Origin of the sequence: Sulfurimonas sp. NW9 (genome assembly GCF_051132275.1) — a bacterium.
In the GTDB taxonomy this organism is placed as follows: Bacteria; Campylobacterota; Campylobacteria; order Campylobacterales; family Sulfurimonadaceae; genus Sulfurimonas; species Sulfurimonas hydrogeniphila.
Map to the genome: position 1 here is coordinate 117173 of NZ_CP093236.1, position 22151 is coordinate 139323.

31 protein-coding genes and 2 pseudogenes are annotated in these 22151 nt (G+C 40.4%); 18 read left to right on the forward strand and 15 right to left on the reverse strand.

The features are described from left to right. Nucleotides 1–79 precede the first annotated feature (79 nt). Both tpx and MLC44_RS00700 read left to right on the forward strand, forming a co-directional pair. Nucleotides 80–586, forward strand: a complete 507-nt coding sequence (gene tpx / locus MLC44_RS00695; RefSeq protein ID WP_151901360.1) for a thiol peroxidase — start codon at nucleotides 80–82, stop codon at nucleotides 584–586. 183 nt (nucleotides 587–769) lie between these two features. Then, nucleotides 770–1522: a TIGR04219 family outer membrane beta-barrel protein gene (locus MLC44_RS00700; RefSeq protein WP_434657981.1), complete on the forward strand. Its 753-nt coding sequence runs from the start codon at nucleotides 770–772 to the stop codon at nucleotides 1520–1522. Between the two features lie 244 nt (nucleotides 1523–1766). Here MLC44_RS00700 and MLC44_RS00705 read toward each other — a convergent pair whose 3' ends face one another. The 3 genes and pseudogenes from MLC44_RS00705 to MLC44_RS00715 all read right to left on the reverse strand — a co-directional run bounded on the left by MLC44_RS00705 (nucleotide 1767) and on the right by MLC44_RS00715 (nucleotide 3695). Then, the gene (locus MLC44_RS00705; protein WP_434658897.1) at nucleotides 1767–2522 is read right to left on the reverse strand and encodes a UDP-N-acetylmuramate dehydrogenase; all 756 of its coding nucleotides are present in this window, start codon (nucleotides 2520–2522) and stop codon (nucleotides 1767–1769) included. A 43-nt stretch (nucleotides 2523–2565) separates the two neighbouring features. Continuing rightward, nucleotides 2566–2832 (reverse strand): flagellar biosynthesis protein FliQ, encoded by a 267-nt coding sequence (gene fliQ / locus MLC44_RS00710; RefSeq protein WP_151901357.1) that lies wholly within the window; start codon nucleotides 2830–2832, stop codon nucleotides 2566–2568. Continuing rightward, nucleotides 2833–3695: pseudogene (locus MLC44_RS00715) on the reverse strand (menaquinone biosynthesis family protein). It abuts the gene before it with no gap. A 103-nt stretch (nucleotides 3696–3798) separates the two neighbouring features. On the opposite strand from MLC44_RS00715, the gene MLC44_RS00720 reads away from it, so the two are divergent. From MLC44_RS00720 to MLC44_RS00765, 10 genes are all read left to right on the forward strand, one after another. Then, entirely contained in the window at nucleotides 3799–3975 is a 177-nt protein-coding gene (locus MLC44_RS00720; RefSeq protein WP_434657984.1) for a hypothetical protein, read from the forward strand. Then, nucleotides 3938–4276: a hypothetical protein gene (locus tag MLC44_RS00725; protein WP_434657987.1), complete on the forward strand. Its 339-nt coding sequence runs from the start codon at nucleotides 3938–3940 to the stop codon at nucleotides 4274–4276. Before MLC44_RS00720 ends, MLC44_RS00725 begins: the two co-directional genes overlap by 38 nt. A gap of 159 nt (nucleotides 4277–4435) precedes the next feature. Further along, nucleotides 4436–5473, forward strand: a complete 1038-nt coding sequence (gene recA, locus MLC44_RS00730) for a recombinase RecA (RefSeq protein ID WP_151901354.1) — start codon at nucleotides 4436–4438, stop codon at nucleotides 5471–5473. Between the two features lie 42 nt (nucleotides 5474–5515). After that, the gene (gene eno, locus MLC44_RS00735) at nucleotides 5516–6781 is read left to right on the forward strand and encodes a phosphopyruvate hydratase (RefSeq protein ID WP_434657990.1); all 1266 of its coding nucleotides are present in this window, start codon (nucleotides 5516–5518) and stop codon (nucleotides 6779–6781) included. Nucleotides 6782–6788: 7 nt separating this feature from the next. Further along, a complete protein-coding gene (locus MLC44_RS00740; RefSeq protein WP_151901352.1) occupies nucleotides 6789–7067 on the forward strand; it encodes a hypothetical protein in 279 nt (92 codons plus the stop codon). 46 nt (nucleotides 7068–7113) lie between these two features. Then, entirely contained in the window at nucleotides 7114–7764 is a 651-nt protein-coding gene (locus tag MLC44_RS00745; protein WP_434657993.1) for an AMIN domain-containing protein, read from the forward strand. A gap of 15 nt (nucleotides 7765–7779) precedes the next feature. Next, a complete protein-coding gene (locus MLC44_RS00750; protein ID WP_346389131.1) occupies nucleotides 7780–8523 on the forward strand; it encodes a DUF481 domain-containing protein in 744 nt (247 codons plus the stop codon). A 19-nt stretch (nucleotides 8524–8542) separates the two neighbouring features. Continuing rightward, nucleotides 8543–9871: a magnesium transporter gene (mgtE, locus tag MLC44_RS00755; protein WP_151901349.1), complete on the forward strand. Its 1329-nt coding sequence runs from the start codon at nucleotides 8543–8545 to the stop codon at nucleotides 9869–9871. Nucleotides 9872–9885: 14 nt separating this feature from the next. Next, complete coding sequence (locus tag MLC44_RS00760) at nucleotides 9886–10359, forward strand: CNNM domain-containing protein (protein WP_434657997.1); 474 nt, start codon at nucleotides 9886–9888, stop codon at nucleotides 10357–10359. Further along, nucleotides 10278–10925: a CBS domain-containing protein gene (locus MLC44_RS00765; protein WP_434658000.1), complete on the forward strand. Its 648-nt coding sequence runs from the start codon at nucleotides 10278–10280 to the stop codon at nucleotides 10923–10925. Before MLC44_RS00760 ends, MLC44_RS00765 begins: the two co-directional genes overlap by 82 nt. Nucleotides 10926–10957: 32 nt before the next feature. Here the strand turns inward: MLC44_RS00765 and MLC44_RS00770 are convergent, their stop codons facing one another. From MLC44_RS00770 to MLC44_RS00800, 7 genes are all read right to left on the reverse strand, one after another. Next, complete coding sequence (locus MLC44_RS00770) at nucleotides 10958–12139, reverse strand: NAD(P)/FAD-dependent oxidoreductase (protein ID WP_418640907.1); 1182 nt, start codon at nucleotides 12137–12139, stop codon at nucleotides 10958–10960. A 90-nt stretch (nucleotides 12140–12229) separates the two neighbouring features. After that, the gene (locus MLC44_RS00775; protein ID WP_151901346.1) at nucleotides 12230–13102 is read right to left on the reverse strand and encodes a DMT family transporter; all 873 of its coding nucleotides are present in this window, start codon (nucleotides 13100–13102) and stop codon (nucleotides 12230–12232) included. Continuing rightward, on the reverse strand, nucleotides 13080–14291 hold the full coding sequence (locus MLC44_RS00780) for a dicarboxylate/amino acid:cation symporter (RefSeq protein ID WP_434658004.1): 1212 nt from the start codon (nucleotides 14289–14291) through the stop codon (nucleotides 13080–13082). Before MLC44_RS00780 ends, MLC44_RS00775 begins: the two co-directional genes overlap by 23 nt. Nucleotides 14292–14459: 168 nt before the next feature. Beyond that, complete coding sequence (locus tag MLC44_RS00785; RefSeq protein ID WP_434658007.1) at nucleotides 14460–14825, reverse strand: asparagine synthase-related protein; 366 nt, start codon at nucleotides 14823–14825, stop codon at nucleotides 14460–14462. 10 nt (nucleotides 14826–14835) lie between these two features. Then, nucleotides 14836–15579, reverse strand: a complete 744-nt coding sequence (locus tag MLC44_RS00790; RefSeq protein ID WP_434658010.1) for an asparagine synthase C-terminal domain-containing protein — start codon at nucleotides 15577–15579, stop codon at nucleotides 14836–14838. Between the two features lie 64 nt (nucleotides 15580–15643). After that, nucleotides 15644–16252 (reverse strand): hypothetical protein, encoded by a 609-nt coding sequence (locus MLC44_RS00795; RefSeq protein ID WP_434658012.1) that lies wholly within the window; start codon nucleotides 16250–16252, stop codon nucleotides 15644–15646. After that, nucleotides 16252–16833 (reverse strand): class I SAM-dependent methyltransferase, encoded by a 582-nt coding sequence (locus tag MLC44_RS00800; RefSeq protein ID WP_346389135.1) that lies wholly within the window; start codon nucleotides 16831–16833, stop codon nucleotides 16252–16254. The genes MLC44_RS00795 and MLC44_RS00800 overlap by 1 nt, the downstream gene beginning before the upstream one ends. A 304-nt stretch (nucleotides 16834–17137) precedes the next feature. On the opposite strand from MLC44_RS00800, the gene MLC44_RS00805 reads away from it, so the two are divergent. The 6 genes from MLC44_RS00805 to MLC44_RS00830 are packed head-to-tail and all read left to right on the forward strand — an operon-like array spanning nucleotide 17138 to nucleotide 19523. Beyond that, nucleotides 17138–17710: a ketopantoate reductase family protein gene (locus MLC44_RS00805; RefSeq protein WP_434658014.1), complete on the forward strand. Its 573-nt coding sequence runs from the start codon at nucleotides 17138–17140 to the stop codon at nucleotides 17708–17710. Continuing rightward, the gene (locus MLC44_RS00810) at nucleotides 17668–18003 is read left to right on the forward strand and encodes a ketopantoate reductase family protein (RefSeq protein ID WP_434658017.1); all 336 of its coding nucleotides are present in this window, start codon (nucleotides 17668–17670) and stop codon (nucleotides 18001–18003) included. Before MLC44_RS00805 ends, MLC44_RS00810 begins: the two co-directional genes overlap by 43 nt. Further along, entirely contained in the window at nucleotides 18000–18527 is a 528-nt protein-coding gene (msrA, locus tag MLC44_RS00815; RefSeq protein WP_434658020.1) for a peptide-methionine (S)-S-oxide reductase MsrA, read from the forward strand. Before MLC44_RS00810 ends, msrA begins: the two co-directional genes overlap by 4 nt. A 41-nt stretch (nucleotides 18528–18568) precedes the next feature. After that, complete coding sequence (locus tag MLC44_RS00820) at nucleotides 18569–19084, forward strand: NAD(P)-binding domain-containing protein (RefSeq protein WP_434658022.1); 516 nt, start codon at nucleotides 18569–18571, stop codon at nucleotides 19082–19084. Beyond that, entirely contained in the window at nucleotides 19012–19218 is a 207-nt protein-coding gene (locus MLC44_RS00825) for a hypothetical protein (protein ID WP_434658898.1), read from the forward strand. Before MLC44_RS00820 ends, MLC44_RS00825 begins: the two co-directional genes overlap by 73 nt. Next, on the forward strand, nucleotides 19125–19523 hold the full coding sequence (locus tag MLC44_RS00830) for an FAD-dependent oxidoreductase (protein ID WP_434658024.1): 399 nt from the start codon (nucleotides 19125–19127) through the stop codon (nucleotides 19521–19523). The genes MLC44_RS00825 and MLC44_RS00830 overlap by 94 nt, the downstream gene beginning before the upstream one ends. Here the strand turns inward: MLC44_RS00830 and MLC44_RS00835 are convergent. The 5 genes and pseudogenes from MLC44_RS00835 to MLC44_RS00855 all read right to left on the reverse strand — a co-directional run bounded on the left by MLC44_RS00835 (nucleotide 19520) and on the right by MLC44_RS00855 (nucleotide 22091). Next, nucleotides 19520–19687: a hypothetical protein gene (locus tag MLC44_RS00835; protein ID WP_434658026.1), complete on the reverse strand. Its 168-nt coding sequence runs from the start codon at nucleotides 19685–19687 to the stop codon at nucleotides 19520–19522. The genes MLC44_RS00830 and MLC44_RS00835 overlap by 4 nt on opposite strands. Further along, a complete protein-coding gene (locus MLC44_RS00840) occupies nucleotides 19678–20259 on the reverse strand; it encodes a cation:proton antiporter domain-containing protein (protein ID WP_434658028.1) in 582 nt (193 codons plus the stop codon). Before MLC44_RS00840 ends, MLC44_RS00835 begins: the two co-directional genes overlap by 10 nt. Nucleotides 20260–20314: 55 nt before the next feature. After that, nucleotides 20315–20674 (reverse strand): cation:proton antiporter domain-containing protein, encoded by a 360-nt coding sequence (locus MLC44_RS00845; RefSeq protein WP_434658031.1) that lies wholly within the window; start codon nucleotides 20672–20674, stop codon nucleotides 20315–20317. A gap of 52 nt (nucleotides 20675–20726) precedes the next feature. Beyond that, nucleotides 20727–21571 (reverse strand): annotated as a pseudogene (locus MLC44_RS00850) (biotin synthase). After that, complete coding sequence (locus MLC44_RS00855; RefSeq protein ID WP_434658033.1) at nucleotides 21564–22091, reverse strand: metallophosphoesterase family protein; 528 nt, start codon at nucleotides 22089–22091, stop codon at nucleotides 21564–21566. Before MLC44_RS00855 ends, MLC44_RS00850 begins: the two are co-directional and overlap by 8 nt. Between the last annotated feature and the right edge of the window lie 60 nt (nucleotides 22092–22151).

The following is a 22151-nucleotide window of genomic DNA, read 5'->3' on the forward strand; positions in this document are numbered from 1 at the left end:
AATATTAGTATTTTAATTGTACAATTCCAACAAGAAAAATCAAACATTCAAAATGAGTGTTAAATAAAGGAAATTGAATATGGCAACAACTAAATTCAAAGGTACAGACGTAGAGTTATTAGGAAATGAAGTAAATGTAGGTGATAAAGCACCAGAAGTTAATGTAGTAAACTCAGATGGTTTGGGTGATGTAAAAGTTGGTGGTGCTCAAGGTACAAAACAACTTATCATCGTAGTTCCTTCACTTGATACAGGTGTATGTGCTACAGAAACTCGTAACTTTAATGCAAAAGCTGCAGAACTTGACGGTGTTAAAACTGTTGTTGTTTCTATGGACCTTCCATTTGCTGCAGGACGTTTCTGTTCAGCTGAGGGAATCGATAAATTAACTGTTGCTTCAGATTTCAGAAACAAAGACTTTGCTAACGCATACGGTGTACTTTTAGGCGGTTCTCCACTTGCAGGTGTAACTGCTCGTGCTATCTTCGTAATTGATGAAAACGGAATTGTAACTTATAAAGAAATCGTTCCAGAAATCACTGAAGAGCCTCAGTATGACGCTGCAATAGAAGCTGCTAAAAAATAGTAACTTCTTTTTAGCTTGCCGCCATTGGTGGCAAAAAAGCAAAATGAGTATGTCTTATTTTGTTTCTCCTTCTGTTTGCATTTTGATTTATTCAAAATGCAAACGCTATCTAATCAAACATTTTTAATTATTCTTCCAGCAATCTCTGATATAATAAAGTAAATTATTTTAACGGGGTTAAACATGAAAAAAATCTTATCTGCTATTGCTGTAAGTACAATTTTGAGCGCTTCGCTTTGTGCCGACATGGCAAGAGTTGAAATCGGTGCGGGTGCATGGGCACAGACACCATCCGGTACAGCTGATTATAACGCTGGCGGCGGTGTCACAGGTACAAATACATTTGATGAAAAAAAAGACACATCCGCCTATATGTGGATGCTTATAAAACATCCTATTCCGGTTGTTCCGAATATCAGACTTGAGTATGTCAGTATCCATGCAACGGGTACGGCAACAGGTTCATGGGGTGGCGTGACTATACCTGGGTCATCAAACAGTGTTTTAGATATCAAAGAGTATGATATTATTCCTTACTATAATATACTGGACAACACTTTTTGGACAACAGTTGATCTGGGGCTGGATATAAAAGTGATGAACATGGACTACACAGTGGCACAAAACGGAGTGTTTCCGGGTTATCAGGATTCCTATACTGCACCGATTCCGCTTCTGTATGCAAGGGTAAGAGTGGAAATTCCGACAACAAACATTGCTCTTGAGAGTGATGCAAAGTATGTGACTACGGGTTCTTCGACTATTTATGACGTGCGTGCAAAAATAGACTATACCTTTGACATCTCACCGATTGTGCAGCCTGCTCTTGAAATAGGCTACAGAACACAAAAAATAAAAATAGACGAAGACGGGGAAGATGTGAAAACAGATATGGATTTTTCAGGATTCTATGCAGGTTTAATGCTGCGTTTTTAAGAGGCGTTTTTTGGCCTGCAAGCTTTTAGCCCGCACTGAAGTACGGGTTCCGGGAATCATTGGGAATTCAGACTTCTGTCCCAGTGCCATTAAGTGAAGAAAAAGTTCGATATCCTTTCGGAATCTGGGCCTTAGTTTTGAAAGAGACAAAGCCCACACTGAAAAGTACGGGTTTCTGGGATTATTTGGAACCCATCCTTCAGGGTGGGCTGAGAGTGCAAAAAAAACAGCGGTTGCGTGAAAGTCAAAAGAGTATTTGTGTTTTTGTGTCTAAAAGTACGATTTCTAACTCTAGTTTTATTCCAAAGTTGTTAAAAACTTTTTTTTGTGCTTCAGTTATAAGAAAAACAGCATCCTCAAAACTGCCGTTTCCGTGATTGACTAAAAAATTTGCATGGACTCTGCTGAACTCTATATTGCCGACTCTTTTGCCTTTGAGTCCTACCGCCTCTATCAGTCTGCCGGCATAATCACCCTCAGGATTTTTGAAACAGCTGCCTGCACTCGGGGTTGCAGGCTGGTTGGCACGCATTTTTTTAAACATTGTTACTTTTTCCTGACTAAAACCATATGTTAAAGAGAAAGCTGCTTCAAGTATGGGTTCTTTGATATTTGTTTTTCTGTAACCAAATTGTATCTCCTCTTTTACATGTAGCCCGGAGGGGGTGGTAATACTGATAAGATTGTTAAAAATTTCAAACTCTTTGAGTCCGGCATTCATATAAACAAGGCCACCGAGTTTTCCCGGAAGATGGGAAAGAAATTCAAAGTTTGCGATATTGTGCTTTTTACAAAAAGAGGCAATTTTACCCGAGGGTGTTGCTCCGCCGATTTTTAAAAGACCGTTGTTTATTCTTATATAGTTGTATTTTTTATCGAGCATCATCAGTTTTGGTGGATTGGGTCCTATAAGAGTATTGTTGCAGGACCCTATGAGAGTGTAGTCTGCCAGATCTGTAAAATCTTCTTCTAAAAGAGCAACATCAACAACATTCCCTATTTTAAAAGAGGAATATTTGAAAAATCGATACTTTTAAACTGCATTACTCGACAAAGGTGGGAATCATATTAAATACACCGACAGAAAAGTCTGTCATCTCGTTGAGCATCCAGGGCATTGTAAGGACGATGACGATAACCACACCGATTATTTTTGGAATGAAAGAGAGCGTCATTTCATTGATTTGTGTTGTAGCCTGGAAAATACTGACAGCAAGTCCCAAAAACATACCTGTAAGGAGTCCGGGAAGTGCAAGATAGAGTGCAATCTGAAATGTCTGTACGCCAAGTGCTACCAGTTTTGCTTCCATTTATGACTCTCTCAGTGCCGTATACTCTGTAGGGATCAGATAGTCTCTGATCGCAACAGGTTTGTCGTAAAATCCGTGTTCATAGCCTATTTCAAAGAGTTTGTCGATGGCTTCGTATTGAATATCGCTGAGGGTGATGGAGTCATCATTTGCATAGAGTTCAAGATATTTTGCAAGTGTCTGTGCATCTATGCGGACCAGGTCACGCTCTATAAGCATGTGTGAGAGTCTCTCTTTGTGGTCACGGGCAACCTGCACTGCTTTTGTCAGTGTTTTTTCATAATCTATTGCACGATTGAGAGGCAAAGAGCGACGGATTGCCATACCTCCAAGAGGCAGCGGCAACTCTTTGCCGGCAAGTTCCTGCCAGATATCCCACATTTCGCGTTCTACTTCAAGTTCGTCCGCAAAAGTTAATATACTTTCATGTATCAGTACTCCGGCATCCACTTTCCCTCTTTGACGGCATTCTCTATTTCCAGAAAATTCATATAGCTTATGCGTGCCTCAGGGTAGGCGATGCGAAAAAGCATTGCATTGGTTGTATGTTTTCCGCTGAGAGCCACTTTAAAATTTCGTCTGAGTCGCTGACCCTTTCTTTTGATAAGCTTAGGGCCATAACCTTCACCGAAACTTACAGCCGTCCGAAGAGGAGCATACTCTTCTCTTATATGAGGATAAAGAGCAAAACTGATGGCTACAATATCATAAACACCGTTGAGTGCATCCTCATTGAGTGTTTGTATGTCTTTGGCGATGTTGTCAAAGCAGGTATCTTTCATATCTACCCAGCCAAATTTAATGGCATAGTACATAAAAATATCGTCTGCGTCAGGTGAATGTGCAATAAGAGTTTTTTTCATGGGTTTATTTTATCGAAAAATAGATAAAAAGAACTTTTTGATTAAATTAATAATAATGGGAGTATAATTAAATAACATTATTTTTAATATAAGGAGAACAGTTATGAGCAAAGAAGCATTGGTAAAAGTCTATGATAACTACGATGAGGCAGCAGAATTTGTCAATAAACTGCTGGCAAACGGTGTACTGAAAAAATATATTTCAGTAATAGCCAAAGGAGAACAGGAAGAAAAAAACGAATTTGAGTATAAAAAACACAGTGAAAATATTTTGGGGTGAACAGGGTGCTTTTTGGGGCGGACTCTGGGGACTTCTCATGGGCGGTATTCTCTTCTGGGCTCCGGGTGTCGGACCTATAGTGGCAACGGGGCGAATACTTGCATCTATCGCAGGGATGGCAGCAGGGGCTGTAATGTTTGGCGCAACCGGAGCGATGACGGCCTGGCTTGTTGATTTGGGCATAGAAAAATCTTTGGCGGAAAAATACGGAGATATGATACAGGAGAACAAAATACTGGTTATTGTGCATGGAGATGAAGCTGCCGTAGAAATAGCAGAAAAAACTGCAGGTGAAAAGTAAATTATTTTTATTTACTTCTTTTTATGTTTTTTAGCTAAAATTTCATCAAATTCTATGGAAAAAGAATATGATTAAAAATATGGCAAAATGACATAAATTTAAGCATATTGCAAATTTTTACATAAAATAAGTCTAAATTTCATAATAAGTGAGTCCAAAATGGATGCAAACAAACAAAAATCATTAGACTTGGCGATGAAGCAGATAGATAAAGCCTTTGGCAAAGGTGCTTTAATGCGCCTTGGTGATAAGGATATTGTGCCGATCCGGTCTATAAGTACAGGTTCTTTGGGGCTTGATTTGGCACTTGGAATAGGCGGTGTACCGCAGGGAAGAGTCGTTGAGATATACGGGCCGGAGAGTTCCGGTAAGACAACTTTGGCGCTCCAAATTACGTCTGAATGCCAAAAGGCCGGAGGGGTATGCGCTTTTATAGATGCAGAACATGCACTTGATGTCATCTATGCGAAGAATCTTGGCGTAGATATTGACAATCTTCTGGTTTCTCAGCCTGATTATGCTGAACAGGCACTTGATATTGTAGAGACGATTGCGCGAAGCGGTGCTATTGATCTGATTGTTATAGATTCCGTGGCCGCATTGACACCAAAAGTTGAACTTGAAGGTGAGATGAATGATCAGCAGGTCGGTGTTCAGGCCCGTCTTATGTCTAAGGCATTGCGAAAGCTCACAGGTGTGCTGAGCAAAATGAACTGTACGATTATATTTATCAACCAGATTCGTATGAAAATCGGTATGATGGGGTATGGCTCACCTGAGACAACATCAGGCGGGAATGCTTTAAAATTTTATGCTTCTGTCCGTATAGACGTGCGTCGTATAGCTTCACTGAAGCAGGGGGAGAGTCAAATCGGTAACAGAGTCAAAGCAAAAGTAATTAAAAATAAAGTGGCCCCTCCTTTTCGTCAGGCAGAATTTGATATAATGTTCGGAGAAGGAATCTCAAAAGAGGGTGAGCTCGTTGACTATGGTGTAAAATTAGACATAATAGACAAAAGCGGGGCTTGGTTTTCTTATGGAGAGACCAAACTTGGTCAAGGCCGTGAAAATGTCAAGGCGAAATTTAAAGATGAGCCGGAACTTGCAGCTGAGATTGAAGAGAAGGTTAAACAGGCGATGGGCATGAGCTCTCTTATGACGATGGATACTTCTGATATAGCAGAAGCCGACGCATAAAAAGCCTTTGAATATTTAAAATTTTTTAAGAAGGTATGATATATGTTTATTGATGATGTAAGTGCAATTGAAGTAATGGACTCCCGCGGGAATCCGACAGTAAAAGCGACAGTAAGACTGAGTGACGGAACAACCGCAAGCGCAATAGTACCCTCAGGGGCAAGTACCGGAAAACGTGAAGCTTTGGAGTTGCGTGACGGCGGTGATCGCTACATGGGCAAAGGTGTTTTAAAGGCTGTTGAAAATGTGAATTCTCAGATTTCTGATGTGCTTATCGGGATGAGTCCTTTTAACCAGGCTGTCATTGATGCAACAATGAAAGAGCTTGACGGAACACAAAACTATGGAAATCTCGGGGCAAATGCTGTTCTTGGCGTTTCTATGGCGGTTGCACGTGCAGCTGCACAGAGTCTTGATATTCCTTTGTACCGCTATTTGGGCGGAGCCAATGCAATGGTTATGCCGACACCGATGCTCAATATCATCAATGGCGGAAGCCATGCTGACAATAACGTAGACTTTCAAGAGTATATGATTATGCCTGTCGGCTTTGAAGATTTTGCAACATCTTTACGCGCCGCTGCTGAAGTGTACCATAACCTGAAATCTATTTTAGCTGCAAAAGGACACAGTACAGCACTTGGCGACGAGGGTGGTTTTGCACCGGATCTGAGTTCGAATGAGGAACCTATTCAGGTTATCATGGATGCGATTGAAAAAGCAGGGTACAAACCAGGTGAAGAGATTGGGATTGCACTCGATGTTGCAGCGAGTGAGATTGTTACAGAGGGTGGATACAGACTGGAGTCAGAAGATCGCACACTCAGCAGTGAAGAGCTGGTAGCCTACTATGAAAATCTGTGTCAAAAGTATCCGATTGTCTCAATTGAAGACGGATTAAGCGAAGATGACTGGGACGGATTTAAGCTTATGACTGAAAAACTCGGCAATAAAATTCAGATTGTCGGTGATGATTTGTTTGTTACCAATGCCGCTATATTGAATGAGGGTATTCAAAAAGGTATAGCAAACTCTATTTTGATCAAGCCAAACCAAATCGGTTCGGTAAGTGAGACTATGCTGACAGTTCGTCTTGCCCAAAGAAACGGTTACACTTGTGTAATGAGCCATCGTTCAGGTGAGAGTGAAGATGCGTTTATCGCTGATTTTGCTACGGCACTTAACTGTGGTCAGATTAAAACAGGTTCGACTGCGAGAGGTGAAAGAACTGCAAAATACAATCGTTTGCTGGAAATTGAAAATGAAACAGTCTACAGTGAGTATTTAGGTTCGGCACTGTTTAGCTAGGTACCTGATGAACAAAGAAGAACTTTTTGAAGAGATTGACACATCCCAGACAATTACTCAAAAATATCTGGGACTCTCTTTAAAAAAGTTTTTTCTCCTGTTTGCTCTGGTGATAGGACTGGGGATATATTTGGGTGTACTTTTGTACGGTACAAACTCCCTTGAAGTTCTCTTTGGTTTGCAGGAGTATGAGAACTATCTTCAAAATGAAGTGGTGCATTTGAAAAAAGAAAATGCTGAGCTTCAACGCGAGTATTTTGAACTCAAAGAAATTTCTGCACAATAATCATATAAATTTGCTATAATGTATTAAAAAAATAGGGTTTGTTATTATGATAAGAGTTTTGTTGTTTTTAAGTCTCTTTTTTATGATGCTTCATGCAAGAGAAAATCCCTTTTTCCCGGTACAGAGTGGACAGGATATCCCTTTAACATCCAATCAGACAACAAAACTGCCGATGCTCAAAAGAGCCACTGTGACATTACCCTCCACTGCACGAACGATTGAAAGTGTTACCGTGACATATAAAAACCTGGACGGTTCGATTGCACATAAAAAAGTCACTATCCAAAATGCGATAGACTGGCATTTGCCTGTTTTTATTTCACAAAACTATAATGAATCCGACAGTACACAGTTTATTGAAAAACAGATAAAAAAAAGCAGTGTAAAAATAAAATACAAAAAAGTCGCATCATTAAAGTTCATAGCATTTTATGTCAAAAAGAACAAACTCAAGATTTTGACAAAAGATAAAATGCTGAGAAATTTTTTGTTGGTAAAACCACATAGAATTGTCTGTGATTTTAAACGTGATACCGATATAGGCAGCCTGATAAAAAGTTTAAAAGAGGGGTCGCTTTTTACAAAAATACGACTGGGAACACATAAAGGCTACTACAGGGTTGTGATAGAACTCGACGGGTATTACAGCTATAAACTGGATTATATCCGTGGCGGATATATAATTACACTTTTATAAAATACAAGGTTGTAGATGAAGTTTTTGATTATATTGGTACTGTTTTTGGTTAATTTGGAGGCTGTCATTACCATAGCACCAGTGGATATAGGAAAGCAGCCAGGGCTGAGTGGCGGTATTAAAGGCTCTTTTTCCACAACACGTGGCAATACCGATACCGATGAGTACAGTGCAGGATTGCGTATGATATATGACAATAACAGCTCCTATGTGACATGGAGCGATATAGCATTTAATTACGCGAAAGCATCAGGAGTGTTAAACAGACAAAACACGTATGCGCATCTGCGCTATATTCATACACTCTATAAGAAACATTTGAACTGGGAAGCTTTTGTGCAGTCCCAGACAAACAAGTTTACAAAGATAGAAAAAAGGCTGTTAGCCGGTCTTGGCCTGAGATACCATACACAAATGCAGGGGTATGGAAATATTTATGTGGGATTTGGCTGTTTTAGCGAATATATCAGCTATACGACAAATGTTGATCCGAGTGAGCATAATGTAAGATTAAATATGTATATTGCATATAAAAACAGATTTAGCAGGAATGTGAGATTTTCATACATTGGCTACTACCAGCCCAGAGCAGATGTGGTGAGTGATACCATAGCATCCAACGCAGCAGAATTAAGAGTTACAATATACAAACAGCTTTCAATTAATTTTGAATTGACATACAATCAGGACACAAGGCCTGCTATTGGAGTAAAAAAATATGATTTTTCCCAAAAGACAAGTTTTGTGTATGATTTTTAAAAAGAACATAAGATAACAGATGAAAGAACTGAATAAGTATTTACAATCACACAGCAGCAGTGAAATGCACCCGGCTGAAATAGCAAAAATTTTAAAAGGCTTAAATGACAAAGATTTCAGTGAGGCTATAAAACTGGTTCCAAAAGACCTTGTAGGCGATGTTGCACTGGCTCTGCCTGACAGATATTTTGATGATGTGGTCGAAAATTTTAATGCAGAGGAACTTTCTCATGCTGTAAGTGAACTTGAATCGGATGATCAGCTTGAGTTTATGCAGGAGTTGGAAGATGTTGATGAAGATAAAGCTTCAGAAGTATTTCACAAACTTGATGCCGAAGACAAACATGAAATTGCAAAACTCAAAAAGTATGATGAAAATCAAGCCGGTGCTTACATGCAGCTTGAGGTGTTTACTGCAAAAGAGGATGAAATTGTTCAGGATGTCATTAAACGGTTTGCCCGTTTAAGAAAAGAGAATGAACTCGAAAATGTTCAAAATCTCTTTATAGTAGACAGCAACAACAGACTTTTGTATACTGTAGGTCTGGATGACCTGCTCATATTTGATTTTTCAAAGACTGTCAAAGAAAATATTGAGCAGAGTGAAGAGTCTTTTGAGCCTAAAAGTGCACGAGATACGGAAGATATCAAAGAGGTTGTCAACTATTTTAAAGAGTATGACCTTTCAGTTATGCCGGTTGTCAATGATGAAGGGATCCTGGTCGGTCGTATCACCTCTGACGATATTTATGACATCATTAATGAACATGCAACAGAGCAGATGTATAATCTTGCCGGTGTTGATGACGAAGCGGAAGAGGATGAAGATGTTCTCAAGGCGACGAAAAAGCGTGCAACATGGCTGGGCATCAATCTTCTAACAGCCATTGCCGCTTCTTTGGTTATCGGTTTGTTTTCAGATACGATTAACTCCATGGTTGCGCTTGCTGTTTTAATGCCCATAGTCGCTTCCATGGGAGGCAATGCCGGAACGCAGAGTCTGACAGTTGTTGTACGCCAACTCGCTTTGGGTGAAATATCGCAGACAGATGCCTTTAGAACCATAAAAAAAGAGGTTGTCATCTCCCTGATGAATGGTCTGCTTTTTGCTGTAGTAATGGGTATAATAGCATGGTTGTGGTTTCATATACCGATGCTTGGAGTAGTTATTGGATTAAGTATGATAATTAATCTGTTAATGGCCGGATTTTTTGGAGCAATGATTCCCTTGTTGCTCAAAATACTTGGCATAGACCCTGCTATAGGGAGTACTGTTATTTTAACAACAGTGACTGATGTTGTCGGCTTTTTCAGCTTTTTGGCATTGGCAAAATATATATTACTTTAAAGGAACTGTAAAACTTGGAACTATTACTCATATTTTTTCTTCTTTCTGTCGGCATTTCGTTTTTGTGCTCAATATTAGAGTCGGTATTACTCTCTATCAATATGTCTTATGTGGCAGTGTTAGAAAAAGAGAAACCTGCTGTAGGAAAGCTTCTTCGTCATCACAAAGAAGATATTCACAAATCAATTGCTTCGGTGCTTATTTTAAATACCATTGCTAATACTCTCGGTGCTGCGGCAGTAGGTGCACAGGCTTCAAAAATATTTGGGAATGATGCCGTTGTGTATGTATCAGTTGTATTAACTTTTGCAATTTTGTTTATATCTGAGATAATTCCAAAAACAATTGGGGCAATTTACTGGAAACAGCTGGCGCCTGTGGCAGCATATTTTATTCGGGTTTTTATATGGATTACATACCCTATAATACTGACGACCTGGCTGTTACAAATAAAATATCCAAAGGGAAAAAGGATTCCAACTCTTTAACAAAACAGGAACTTCTTGAGAGTATGTTGATGAGTGAAGATGAAGGGGTGATAGATGAAAAAGAGTCAGATGTCATTGAAAATATACTGAATCTTGACAATATCAAAGTGAGTGAAATTCTCACGCCGCGAAGTGTTGTTTTTGCTTTGGATGAAGATATGCTCATCAAAGATGTTATCAAGACCCAGCCGGCAATTTTTAAATTTTCCAGGATACCGATTTTTAAAGGTTCCATAGAAAATGTAACAGGGCTGGTGCTGACAAAAAAGATATTTAAACAGGCACTCCAAGATGACAATGTACCTTTGTCTTATATCAAAAAAGAGATATTTATCATCAATGAAAACATACCGGTAAGCAAAGCACTGGATATGTTTATAAAGAAAAAAGACCATATGTTTTTAGTGACAGACAATTATGACCAGACAGAGGGAATAATCACTCTTGAAGACTGTATAGAAACAATACTGGGCTTGGAGATCATGGATGAGAGCGATACAACCGAAGATATGAGAGAGCTGGCAAAAAGAAAAATGAAACTCAAACGGAAGCTGAAAGAACGCTGAAAAGAGTGCAACACTCTTTAGGACAGCTACTTTTACATCCCGGGAATTCTAGGAATTTTACCGAGTTTAGAATTGCGGCAGTATAATCCCCAGGCTTTTTTCAGCCAGTGTCCAATGACAGGCATTGGCAGCATAAATGCACGCTTTTCGTCTCTGTAGACAAAGGCTGCACCGTCTCCGGTATCCATAACGCATAAAATATTCAAATGCTCATGGTAGCCTTTAAAATCACTGCCGCCGTTGTCACGCTGATCGATATTGTGTGCTGTATTTTTTGCCATTACCTCGGCAATATGACCCTGTTTTGCCCGCCAGTCGTATCCTTCGAGTGCTGCAACATCCCCAATGGCATAAATATTACTTAAAGAGCCATCCTCGTTTAAGACGCAGGAGGTGTCGTCTGTTTTGACAAATCCGGCTTCATTTGTCGGCAAGTCCGAATTCTTTATGACTTCATGCCCGTCTCCGGCAGGAATGAACATGGTAAAATCGGAGGCGAGCTTTGTGTCATCTTCAAAGACTATACCGTCTTTTTCAAACTGCTTAATTTTTTTGCCAAAATGCTGTTTGATATTCAGTTTTTTAAACATCATATCCATCATCTTAAGTGCTTGGGGACCCATTCGTTTGCCGGGTTCAGCCATCGGAGCGAAAAAAGTCAGCTCAAAATTCTCTCTGATGCCTTTTGCTTTGAGCATATTGTGCACATTAAAGAGGAGCTCAAATCCCGGTCCGCCACGCACTGCCGAACTGTCTTTCGGATTGCCTCCAAAGCCCATACAGATTTTGCCGCTTCCTTTTTTGACAAGGACGTCCAGAGCATCTCTGATTTGTAATGACTGTTCTGGTGCGCCACAGATAGAAAGTGTGTTTTCTATGCCTGGTGCTTTCATTTTTGCAGCACCCATGGCAATGACAAGATAGTCATAATCATCAAGAGTTCCTGAGTTTTTCAAAGTAACACTGTTTTCTTTTTTTGATATTTCGGTCACGTCGTCAATAACAAGGGTAAACCCGTGTGCATTTTGCAATTCTCGCAAATCAACACAGACGTTTTGGAATTCACTTTCATGTGTCGGTATCCAGATGGAAGTAGGATATATGTAAAAATAGTCTCTGTTACTGACTAAAGTAACATCATAATTCAGTTTTCTTAAGTGGATTGCAGCATCAACACCTGCAAAACCGCCTCCCAATATAAGTACTTTTTTCATCTTTTGGCCCTTTTATTTGTTACAGTTATAAGGTATATTATCTGATTTGATGTTAAAATTAGATTAAACTGGCTATTTTTATCGTCAGTTTTACTTTTTGTTTATAAAGTATACCGCAAACATACTGATAAGTCCACCAATAACTATATGTAACTGTAAGGGTTCGTCCAATATAAACCAGGCAGAAAAAAGAGCAAAAAAAGGCACTAAAAACATAAAAGAGCTTGTCCTCTGACTGCCGAGTTTCCCGCTGGCAATAAAAAATATGGTTGTTGCGACAGTCTGTCCCAAAACGGCGAGATAAATCAGGGCAGTCCAAAATTTTGCTCCCTGGGTAAAAACAGCACCAAGGTCTGCATTGAAGGCATACAAAAAACTGAAAAAAGTAGCTATGAGAGAAATTAAAAAGCTGTAATAGACCGGATGTATATGTTTTTGCGAATGCTGCGAAAGCAGAGTGACTCCTGCCCAGATGAGGGCACAGAGTAAAAAGTAGATATTTGAGCCGTGTAAAAAAAGAGAAAAATTGTTAAGCTGGAGTAAAACATAGCCGCCGACCAGCCCGAGCAAAAGCCCGAAATACTGCCGTGTTGAGAGTCTGCTCCTAAAAATCACAGCAACAAGCAAAAAGGTCATAATAGGGCTGAAAGTTGTGATGATGACACTGCCCGCACCCGCAAGACCGTACTTTATGCCTAAAAAAGAAAAAACCATAAAGGCTATATTTAAAAAAGAACTGCCGAGGATATATTTGAATGAGCCCTGAGTCAGTGTCAGTGGAATTTTAAAAAAGTAAAGAATGGGCAAAAATGCGAGGCTCATCAGAAAAAACCGCCAAAAGATGACGACATCCATCGGCATTGCTGTGGTGAGAATTTTTAAAGCTGTCCATCCGCCGCCCCAGAGCAGCATGGAAAAAATGAGCAGATACGCATAACGTCTATCGTCGTTTTTCAAATTCATCAACTATTTTTGTAACAATCAAATCAGAGGTGACATTGAGTGAGGTACGACACATATCAAGAATTCTGTCCACGGCTACAATCAAAGCCATGTATTCAACAGGCAGTCCAAGCTGGTTGAGTATAATCACCATCATAACAAGTGAGGCACTCGGCAGGGCCGCAACACCGACACTGAGCGCGACAACGGTAATCCCTAAAAGAATCTGATCTCCCAAACTCAAAGCGACTCCCGCCAAATTGGCAATGTATAAAACAGCTACACTCAAATAGGCCGCTGTACCGTCCATGGAAACGGTAGCCCCCAAAGGCAGAACAAAAGAGGCAGTTTTTTTGTCGATACCACCCATCTCTTCGGTAACACGCATACTCACAGGAAGCGTAGCCGCAGAAGATGCTGTGGAAAATGCCATAATCGGGGCTTCTCTTACATCTGAGAGATAGCTGTAGGGATTTACTTTTGTAAAAAAACGCAGAACTGCAGGGAGTGTGACAAGCGCATGAAAAATGATGACACCGATAACGACCAAAACATATTTGTAAAGCCCAAAGACAACATCAATTCCCTGCTCGGCAATAACATAGGAGATGAGTGAAAAAACACCGATGGGAGTAAGGAGTATCACCCACTCTGCCATTTTGAGCATAGCTTCACTGATGGCTGTAAAGAGGGTGCTGAGCGCCTCTTTTTGTTTTGGAACAAGGTAGAGAGATGCCACACCAAAAAGAATGGCAAATATAATAATCTGCATCATCTTGCCCTCAGAAAGAGCATGAAATATATTGGTAGGAATGAAGCTTAAAATCATATTCTCAAAAGAAAAAGGAGCCAGTGCTGCCGCTTTTTCATAGGCAAGACCACTGCTGCTGACATGCTCGCCAATGTGAAAAATATTCATGACAGCAATGGCGGCAGTAACGGCAAGAGCGGTTGTCAAAACATACAGCCCTATGGTTTTGAGGCCCATCCGTTTTAAATGTTCAATAGAACCGAGCCCAAGAATAGCGACAAATATACTGGCAAAAACAAGAGGCACGACAAGCATTTTCAAAAAATAGACAAAGGCGGTTCCTATCATCTTTTGTTTGAGGGCGAGTTCGGGAAAAAAGATGCCAAACAAAACACCAAAAACAATACCGAAGATGACAAGGGTATTTGTCGTTGCATATTTTTTTATTTTTTTGATCATTCTGCATTTCCTCTGTTTCTTTGTAAATATTATTGAGTTCTCGGAATCGGTACTTTCAGCCACTTTCAGCCCGCACTGAAGTACGGGTTCCGAACAAACATCTTCCGCTTTCCCGGAATCGGTACTTCAGTGCCGACTGTTGCTTCTTCCTGCTATTCTCAGCCCGGACTAAAGCAGATTTTTCTTTATCCAATACGATAGTACATAAAGTCCCCATACATGCTGCTTAAAACTCCCCCTTGATGCGGTGTTTATATATTCGTCTAACTTTTTTTTGTGAAACATCCCTGTTTGCACATTGACCTCTTGAATGAGATCAATTTTTTTGGAACTGATGAGATACTCCATATAAGGATTGGAAAAGCCTTTTTTCTTCCGTGTGAGTATCTTATCAGGGAGTTTGTCTGTCATGATTTGTTTTAAGAGTGATTTTGTGATGCCGTCTTCATAACGCAGCTTTGGATCTATGCCAAAAATTAAAGATGCCAGTTTATGGTCCAAAAACGGGGTACGGGATTCTATGGAGTGTGCCATGGAAACACGGTCAAGTTTGGTTAAAAATGCTCCGCCTGAAAAATATTGAGGTCAATATAGCTGTACCAAATGCTTTCATCACTGTGGCAGAGGCTTCAAAGCGTTCTCTGTAACTTTGCAGGTATTTGAGGCTTTCGTTATCTTTGACATTGCGCCTGAGAAGCTGGTTTTTTTGCAGGTCCGTAAATTTTTCACCGCTTGTACGAAAAAGAAGCGAGTCGTCAAAAATCCGCTTGTACCACTCCCACTCTCTGTTCATTGAAAAATTGGCACGGAAATATTTTTTGAGCCAGTTTTTGTGTGCCAAACCTGCGGCATTTTCAATGTCTAGATACTCAAAATACTGTCGGTAGCCTAAAAAAAGCTCATCCGCACCCTCTCCGCTGAGTACAACTTTGTATCCGTCTTTTTGAATACGCTCAAATAACAGATACAAAGGCACGGCAGCAGGATCATTAAGCGGTTCGTCAAGTGTATCTAACACTTTGTCGCTTGCACGGATAAAATCATCTTCATCTATTTCCACCTGGATGTTGTCCAAACCTAAAAACTCAGCACTTGCTTTGGCATTTTTTCTCTCATCATATTTTGCAAATTCCTTATAACCAAGTGTATATGTTTGTAAATGTGTGTTGTTTTGTTTGGCAAAGTAGTTGAGTGTTGCAGAGTCTATACCACCGGAAAGCAGTGATGCCATAGGAACATCACAGTCTAAGCGCAGATGAATGGAATGTTCTAACTCTTCTCCTAACACACGCAAAGCTTCGTGTTTGTTTGTTATAATGTTTGGAGTGACATCAAGCAGGTCAAAGTAGCGTTTACATGTAACACGACCCTTTTACATGAAAGGTACTCGCCTGCTGAAAGTTTTTGAATACCTCGTAAAAAGTATGCGGCGGAGTCGGCGCCAAAAAAGAGAGATAAGAGAGCAGAGCATCATTGTTGAGTTTACATGTAGACAAAAAAGGCTTGAGCGCTTTGATTTCCGAGGCAAAAACAAAACTTTCCCCTTGCATATAAAAAAGCGGTTTTTTCCCGAGTCTGTCACGAAAAAGGTAAAGCGTGTCATCATCCATTAAAGCAATGGCAAACATACCGCGTAGATGCTGGACAAAATCAACGCCCCATTTCAGATAAGCGGCGATGATGACTTCACTGTCGCTGTGTGTCTGAAAGTCAAAATCAAGTTCTCTTTTTAACTCTTTAAAGTTATATATCTCTCCGTTGAATGAGAGCAAAATATTGTTGTGTTTGCGTGGTTGATGGCTTCTGTGATGGCCATCAACAATGCTGAGGCGCTGATGGGCAAAAAAGAGATTTTTCTTTTGCACAATACCACAGTAATCAGGTCCACGATGCGCAAGAAGAGACAAGGCGCTTTTTGCCTTGTTCTCATTATACGCCGATATGCCAAAAACTGCACACATTATTTGAAAAATCCTACGGTAATGTCATGTTCTATGTAGCCCTCTGTCAAACGGGTATGCTTTACATGTAAGCTTTTTGCAAGGGTATGGATGGTGTCTATATTTATATAATTATAAACATCACTCTCTTTGTCGCCGTAGAGGGCATTGAAAATAAAACCTTTTTTTGAAGAGGCAAAGCAGTTGCGTACAAAAAGCTGTGTTTCAAAAGGTGTGAGTATATTGAGTGCACCGCTGCAGATGTAATAGTCTGCCACAGGAAGTCTGGCTTTTGTTATATCGGCACGGATGATTTCACACGCTGTTTTTTCGCGGGCAATGTCGCACATCTCCTGGAGCGAATCTATGCCGATATACTTGTTTACATGTACACCGTTGTTTTGTAAAAATCTGTAAAAATCTCCAAAACCGCAGCCTGCATCGACGATGGTACTCTGTGTAAGATCATCGCCGAGCATCTCTAAAATTTTGTCAAACCGTATACTTTGATGCGCATCAGAGGACCAGTGCAGACCGCATGCGGAGATGCCGTGCTTTTGAAGTGCTGCTGTGTAAAATTTTTCACTGTCTATACGCGGCATAAGGCTCCTTTTTTACTTTTGCTATTATATAATAGTTATGTAAAAAAGCCGGCATTTCGGAACCCGTACTTCAGTGCGGGCTGAGAGTGGCTTGAAAGTTGCAACAGTCGGCACTGAAGTACCGATTCCTGGAAAGCAGAAGGTGTATTGTTTGGAACCCGTACTTCAGTGCGGGCTGAGAGTGGCTTGAAAGTTGCAACAGTCGGCACTGAAGTACCGATTCCGGAAAAGCGGAAGGTGTTGTTCGAAACCCGTACTTCAGTGCGGGCGGGGTATCTTAAAAATTGAAACAGAGGAAATATATATGAGAATTGCAATAGTCGGTTTAGGCGGTGTCGGCGGATATTTGGCGGCGTCCTTTGCAAAAAGCGGTTTGGATGTGACGGGTTTTGCACGGGGAGAACATCTCAAAGCCATACAAAAAGAGGGAGTAAGGATCACAGAAGATGAAAAAGAGTGGCGTGTTCCTTTACATGTAAAGCATCCGGATGAAGCGGAGGGCATATATGATGTTGTGATGTTTTGTGTCAAAAGTTATGATTTGGGAACTTCTTGCAAACGCATGCAAAATCACATCAACGCAGACTCGATTCTGCTCTCTTTTTCAAACGGGGTCAATAACGGTGATGTATTGTGTGCATGCTGTGATGCCAGAGTGCTTGACGGCTGCATCTACATCCTTTCGCATATTGAATCCCCGGGTGTGATTCGCAAAAAAGGAAAAGTCTTTGCGGCACTCTTTGGAGGAGAAGATGAGCGGCTGTCCAAACTGTGGCAGATATATTTCAAAAAGCCGGCCTGCGTTACAAAACACCACAAAATATCAAAGAAGCCTTGTATAGAAAATATATATTTATTGCCGCTTTTGCGACATTGACCTCATATTACAAGACAGGTATCGGCACGATTTACGAAGAACATTATGAGGAGGCAGAAAGACTTTTAACAGAAATTGCCGAATTTGCAAAAGAGACACAGGGCATAGATATTTTCGATGAGGTGCAAAAGTCTTTGGAAACGGCAAAAAAAGTGCCTTATGATGCTTCTACGTCCATGGCTCTTGATTTTAAAAACGGCAAAAAAACTGAGCTTGAGAATTTAAGTGGATATGTTCAAAAGCCTTTTATGCAAAAACTCTATAATGAGTTAAAAAAGAGAGAAAACAAATGAAAAAAGAGCGAATTGTACTAGGCGGCGGGTGTTTTTGGTGTATAGAAGCGGTGTACAGAAATGTCAAGGGGGTACTCTCGGCGGTGAGCGGCTATGCCGGAGGTGCCCGAGCCAACCCGAGTTATGAAAACGTCTGTTCAGGTGCAACCGGACATGCCGAAATTGTCGATATTGCCTATGACGCAGATGTTATCAGTCTGAGTGAGATTTTGGATATATTTTTTGAAATACATGACCCGACAACACTGAATCAGCAAGGTGCAGACAAAGGAACACAGTACCGTTCTGTCATTTACTATGCGGATGAAGCACAAAAAAAAGTGATTGAAGATTCTATTGCAAAACATCAGCAGGACTTTTCCGATAAGATAGTAACTGAGGTAAGCCCTCTGCCCGAGGTTTATCCGGCAGAGCCGTATCATCAGAACTATTATAATTTAAATGCTTCGCAAGGCTACTGCCAGGTGGTTATCGCGCCAAAACTGCAAAAATTTATGACAAAGTTTCCTGATAAATTAGCCTAAATGTGATAAACTATGATTAGATTATCATAGAGGCGGTTTTTATGGAAAAAATATATGAATTGGCTATAGTCGGTGCCGGACCTGCGGGGATTGCCACTGCTGTTGAAAGTTACCTTCAGGGTGTCCGTGATATTGTGCTGCTTGAAAAAGACACAAATCACAACTCGACTATTCGTAAATATTACAAAGAAAACAAGCGTGTGGATTTGGAATGGAAAGGACAAAAAGTCGAACTCAACGGCCGTATCCATTTTATAGACGGTACCAAAGAGACGACACTCGATTTTTTTGATGAAATTTTAAAAGAACATCTCGTAGAACTGCAAACAGAGGTGGAAGTGCAGTCTATAGAAAAAAAAGAAGACTACTTTGAAGTCCACATGGCAGGTAGGAGCATTAAGGCAAAAAATGTAGTTGTGACCATCGGACGGATGGGAAGCCAAACAAACCGAGCTACAAAATCCCCCCAACTATACGAAAGAAAATTAACTATACAACAGATGAATGCTCACAGGGAGAAAAGATTCTTGTTGTCGGAGGCGGTGACAGTGCTGTAGAGTATGCAGTTGATTTAAGTGAGCATAATGATGTGTCCATTTGTTACAGACGGAGAGTTTCCGCCGGGCAAATCCTACGAATCAAAGAAATATTGCCGATGCGATTGCACAGGGAGATGTCCGACCGATTTTAGGTATAAATATCAACGGTCTCGAAGATGACAAGGGCAGAGTCAAAGTGCTTTTCAGCGAAAGAGAACCTGAAACATTTGACAGAGTTATCTATGCCATAGGCGGAACGACACCAAGTACATTTTTGGCAAGTTCGGGCATAGAAGAAAAAGACGGCAAACCTGTACATGATGAACATTATGAGACAAATATCAAAGGACTTTTTGTTGCCGGAGATATTACTCAGGAGAGCGGCGGCAGCATTGCGCTTGGACTCAATCACGGCTATGATATTGCCAGATATATTAAAGGAAAAAGTGAAGTCTAGTCTTTTGCTTTTCGCATTTTATAAATATGTATGAGTTTGATAATAATCATGATACTGATAACCTGAAACAGTGCGGCCAAAATAAAAGCATAATAGTGCAACTGATCAATGGAGTTGGCGGTATATGCCAGAGTGGCCATTGCAATAAGCAGGGTCAAAGGCATAGAATGAGAAAGTCCAAAAGAACCGTGTCAATTAATCCGAGCTCTTTTATAAACACCAAAGAGGCAATAAGCCGCATAAGAATCATTACCACTGTGATGATGACAGCCTCCCGTATGAGTCCGTTGATCCAGAGGGCGTTGAGGTCAAAAGAGCTCCCGATATGAATGAAAAATATAGGGATTAAAAATCCAAATCCGAAAGAAGCAAGCTTTTCAGGCAATTCATGTTTGTGCTCAAAGAAAGTCGGAATGAAGATACCGGCTAAAAAAGCCCCAAAAGCAAGTTCAAGATGCAAAAAGAGCATAGCCCCTATAAGCAGAAAAAATATTCCCATAGAGAGACGGATGTCCTGTTCTTTGTTGTCATTGTGAGGCATAAGGGCAATAGCGACTTTGGGAAACCACCAAAACAGAAGCTGCATAGAGCGAAAAAGAAGAAACATAAAAAGCAAAAATGCCAAAAGGGCCATGATTGTTTGAAAAAGTCCCAATCCAAAACCAGACTTCAGTGCTGCAGAGCTTATAGTAAGTATCACAATACTTGCAACTTCACCTATGCCCCCGACTGTCATGGAAAGGCAATCCAGGGTGTTTTTCCATACTCTTTGGCCAGTGTGGCGACAAGTCCTACAGATATGAGGGTAACAAAACGATAAAGATTTTTCCCAAATCAAACTGTACGGAAAAGGCGATGGAGAATCCATAAAGTACTGCAAGATAGACAACAACCTTTTTCATAACAGAGACAGGTGTTTTGAGTACATTTTTTAAATTGATCTCTGTTCCTGCAATAAACATCAGATATAAAAACCCGAATTCAGCGACTAAGTCAAAAAGATGTTCATCATGCAAGAAGCCTACATATCCTAAAAGAGAACCTAAAATAATTTCAATGGGTGTTGTAGGAAGCCGTAAAATTTTGGCAAAAAACGGAGAAAAAATGATGATAAGCGATATGGTAACAATCAGTATAATATTATCAGTCATACTTTTCTCCTTTTATTTTAAAAATCCGGGTTATAACCCGTGTGCAGGGCTTTTATTGCACACTTTTTGCAATATCAAGACCAAGAGACTGCAACATTGCCAGATCCTGACTCATAACACGTCCTTTTGTGGTGAGGTAGTTTCCTATCACGATGGAATTTGCTCCGTTTTGAAAAATTTCTGCCTGACGTTCTTTAAACATAAGTTCGCGACCGCCGGCAACCATAATCCTCTCGGCATCACAAAGTGTTTCGCGTGTCAACCTGATGAGTGCGAGGGCTTCATCCACTGTTAAAGGATTTGGTTCAAGTTCAAGTGCAGGGTTGTGATGATAAAAGTTAATAGGAACCGAAGCAGGGTTGAGTGATTTGAGAGATTCGAGCATAGAAATTCTGTCTTCTTGTGATTCACCAAGCCCGAAAATTCCACCACTTATGAGTACCAAGCCGGCTTTATTGACATTTTGGCAGGTTTCATATCGTTCACTCCAGGGATGGGTTGTGCAAATTTGCGGATAAAAGGCTTCACTTGTCTCAAGGTTGTGATTATAGGCTTTGATACCTGCCTCTTTGAGTGTGAGGAGCTGCTCAACACTTGCTGTGCCGTTACAGGCAATGAGACGTAATTCAGGGGCGACTTTTTGTACTCTTTGGCAACATCACAAACAAATTTGAGTGTTTTGTCAGTTAAACCTTTATCTGCAGTGACAAGACAAAATCCAAGGGCTCCGTTGTCTCTTGCCGTAATGGCTTCTTGGCAGATGGCATCCACAGGCTTTTGTTTGTAACGCTCTATATCTGCTTTGTAGCGCACACTTTGCGAACAAAACTTACAGTCTTCTTTACATGTACCGCTGTTGATATTACAAATGGAACATAAAAATATTTTTTCACTCACTTTTTTGCCTTTCATAAGAAAAAGTTTTTGTGAGCATATACTGCTCCTGCTCTTTCTTTTTTGTATAGTATTTTACTATAAATTTTTTTTCTAAAACTTCAAGCATGGCACACTCAGAAAGCGGTTTGTTTCGTGCGCACACTTCACCGGGGTTTAAAAAGAGTGTACCCCCTGCAAACTCTACTTCAAACTGATGTGTATGTCCAAAGATGACAACCTCGGCATCTCTGCTCATATAAAAAGGCAGGTGCATCAACTTGAATTTTGTATTTGCCAGTTTAAAATAGTAGGGTTCCTGAACCAGGTGGTACCTGTTATGATATTGTACTAAATGGGCATCATTGTTTCCGTAAACGGCTATATATTTTTTCCCGCATGCTTCAAGCAGCTCCAGTACCTCTTTTTCGACAATATCTCCGGCATGTATAATAAACTCGGCTCCGTTTTGCACCAAAAAATCAAGGGCGGCTTTTGCCTTTTTGACCTTTTTATGCGTATCGGAGAGTATGCCTATTTTCAATTTTTTATCCTCTGCTTCTGTAACTTCTCTGCCACTTTCGCCCGCACTACAAAGTACGGG

Coding starts and splice junctions, on each gene's coding strand:
- tpx (WP_151901360.1), top strand. CDS start 80: ATGGCAACAACTAAATTCAAAGGTACAGACGTAGAGTTATTAGGAAAT.
- MLC44_RS00700 (WP_434657981.1), top strand. CDS start 770: ATGAAAAAAATCTTATCTGCTATTGCTGTAAGTACAATTTTGAGCGCT.
- fliQ (WP_151901357.1), bottom strand. CDS start 2,832: ATGGAAGCAAAACTGGTAGCACTTGGCGTACAGACATTTCAGATTGCA.
- MLC44_RS00720 (WP_434657984.1), top strand. CDS start 3,799: ATGAGCAAAGAAGCATTGGTAAAAGTCTATGATAACTACGATGAGGCA.
- recA (WP_151901354.1), top strand. CDS start 4,436: ATGGATGCAAACAAACAAAAATCATTAGACTTGGCGATGAAGCAGATA.
- eno (WP_434657990.1), top strand. CDS start 5,516: ATGTTTATTGATGATGTAAGTGCAATTGAAGTAATGGACTCCCGCGGG.
- MLC44_RS00740 (WP_151901352.1), top strand. CDS start 6,789: ATGAACAAAGAAGAACTTTTTGAAGAGATTGACACATCCCAGACAATT.
- MLC44_RS00745 (WP_434657993.1), top strand. CDS start 7,114: ATGATAAGAGTTTTGTTGTTTTTAAGTCTCTTTTTTATGATGCTTCAT.
- MLC44_RS00750 (WP_346389131.1), top strand. CDS start 7,780: ATGAAGTTTTTGATTATATTGGTACTGTTTTTGGTTAATTTGGAGGCT.
- mgtE (WP_151901349.1), top strand. CDS start 8,543: ATGAAAGAACTGAATAAGTATTTACAATCACACAGCAGCAGTGAAATG.
- MLC44_RS00765 (WP_434658000.1), top strand. CDS start 10,278: ATGGATTACATACCCTATAATACTGACGACCTGGCTGTTACAAATAAA.
- MLC44_RS00770 (WP_418640907.1), bottom strand. CDS start 12,139: ATGAAAAAAGTACTTATATTGGGAGGCGGTTTTGCAGGTGTTGATGCT.
- MLC44_RS00775 (WP_151901346.1), bottom strand. CDS start 13,102: ATGAATTTGAAAAACGACGATAGACGTTATGCGTATCTGCTCATTTTT.
- MLC44_RS00780 (WP_434658004.1), bottom strand. CDS start 14,291: ATGATCAAAAAAATAAAAAAATATGCAACGACAAATACCCTTGTCATC.
- MLC44_RS00785 (WP_434658007.1), bottom strand. CDS start 14,825: ATGGCACACTCCATAGAATCCCGTACCCCGTTTTTGGACCATAAACTG.
- MLC44_RS00795 (WP_434658012.1), bottom strand. CDS start 16,252: ATGTGTGCAGTTTTTGGCATATCGGCGTATAATGAGAACAAGGCAAAA.
- MLC44_RS00800 (WP_346389135.1), bottom strand. CDS start 16,833: ATGCCGCGTATAGACAGTGAAAAATTTTACACAGCAGCACTTCAAAAG.
- MLC44_RS00805 (WP_434658014.1), top strand. CDS start 17,138: ATGAGAATTGCAATAGTCGGTTTAGGCGGTGTCGGCGGATATTTGGCG.
- msrA (WP_434658020.1), top strand. CDS start 18,000: ATGAAAAAAGAGCGAATTGTACTAGGCGGCGGGTGTTTTTGGTGTATA.
- MLC44_RS00820 (WP_434658022.1), top strand. CDS start 18,569: ATGGAAAAAATATATGAATTGGCTATAGTCGGTGCCGGACCTGCGGGG.
- MLC44_RS00835 (WP_434658026.1), bottom strand. CDS start 19,687: ATGCCTTTGACCCTGCTTATTGCAATGGCCACTCTGGCATATACCGCC.
- MLC44_RS00840 (WP_434658028.1), bottom strand. CDS start 20,259: ATGACAGTCGGGGGCATAGGTGAAGTTGCAAGTATTGTGATACTTACT.
- MLC44_RS00845 (WP_434658031.1), bottom strand. CDS start 20,674: ATGACTGATAATATTATACTGATTGTTACCATATCGCTTATCATCATT.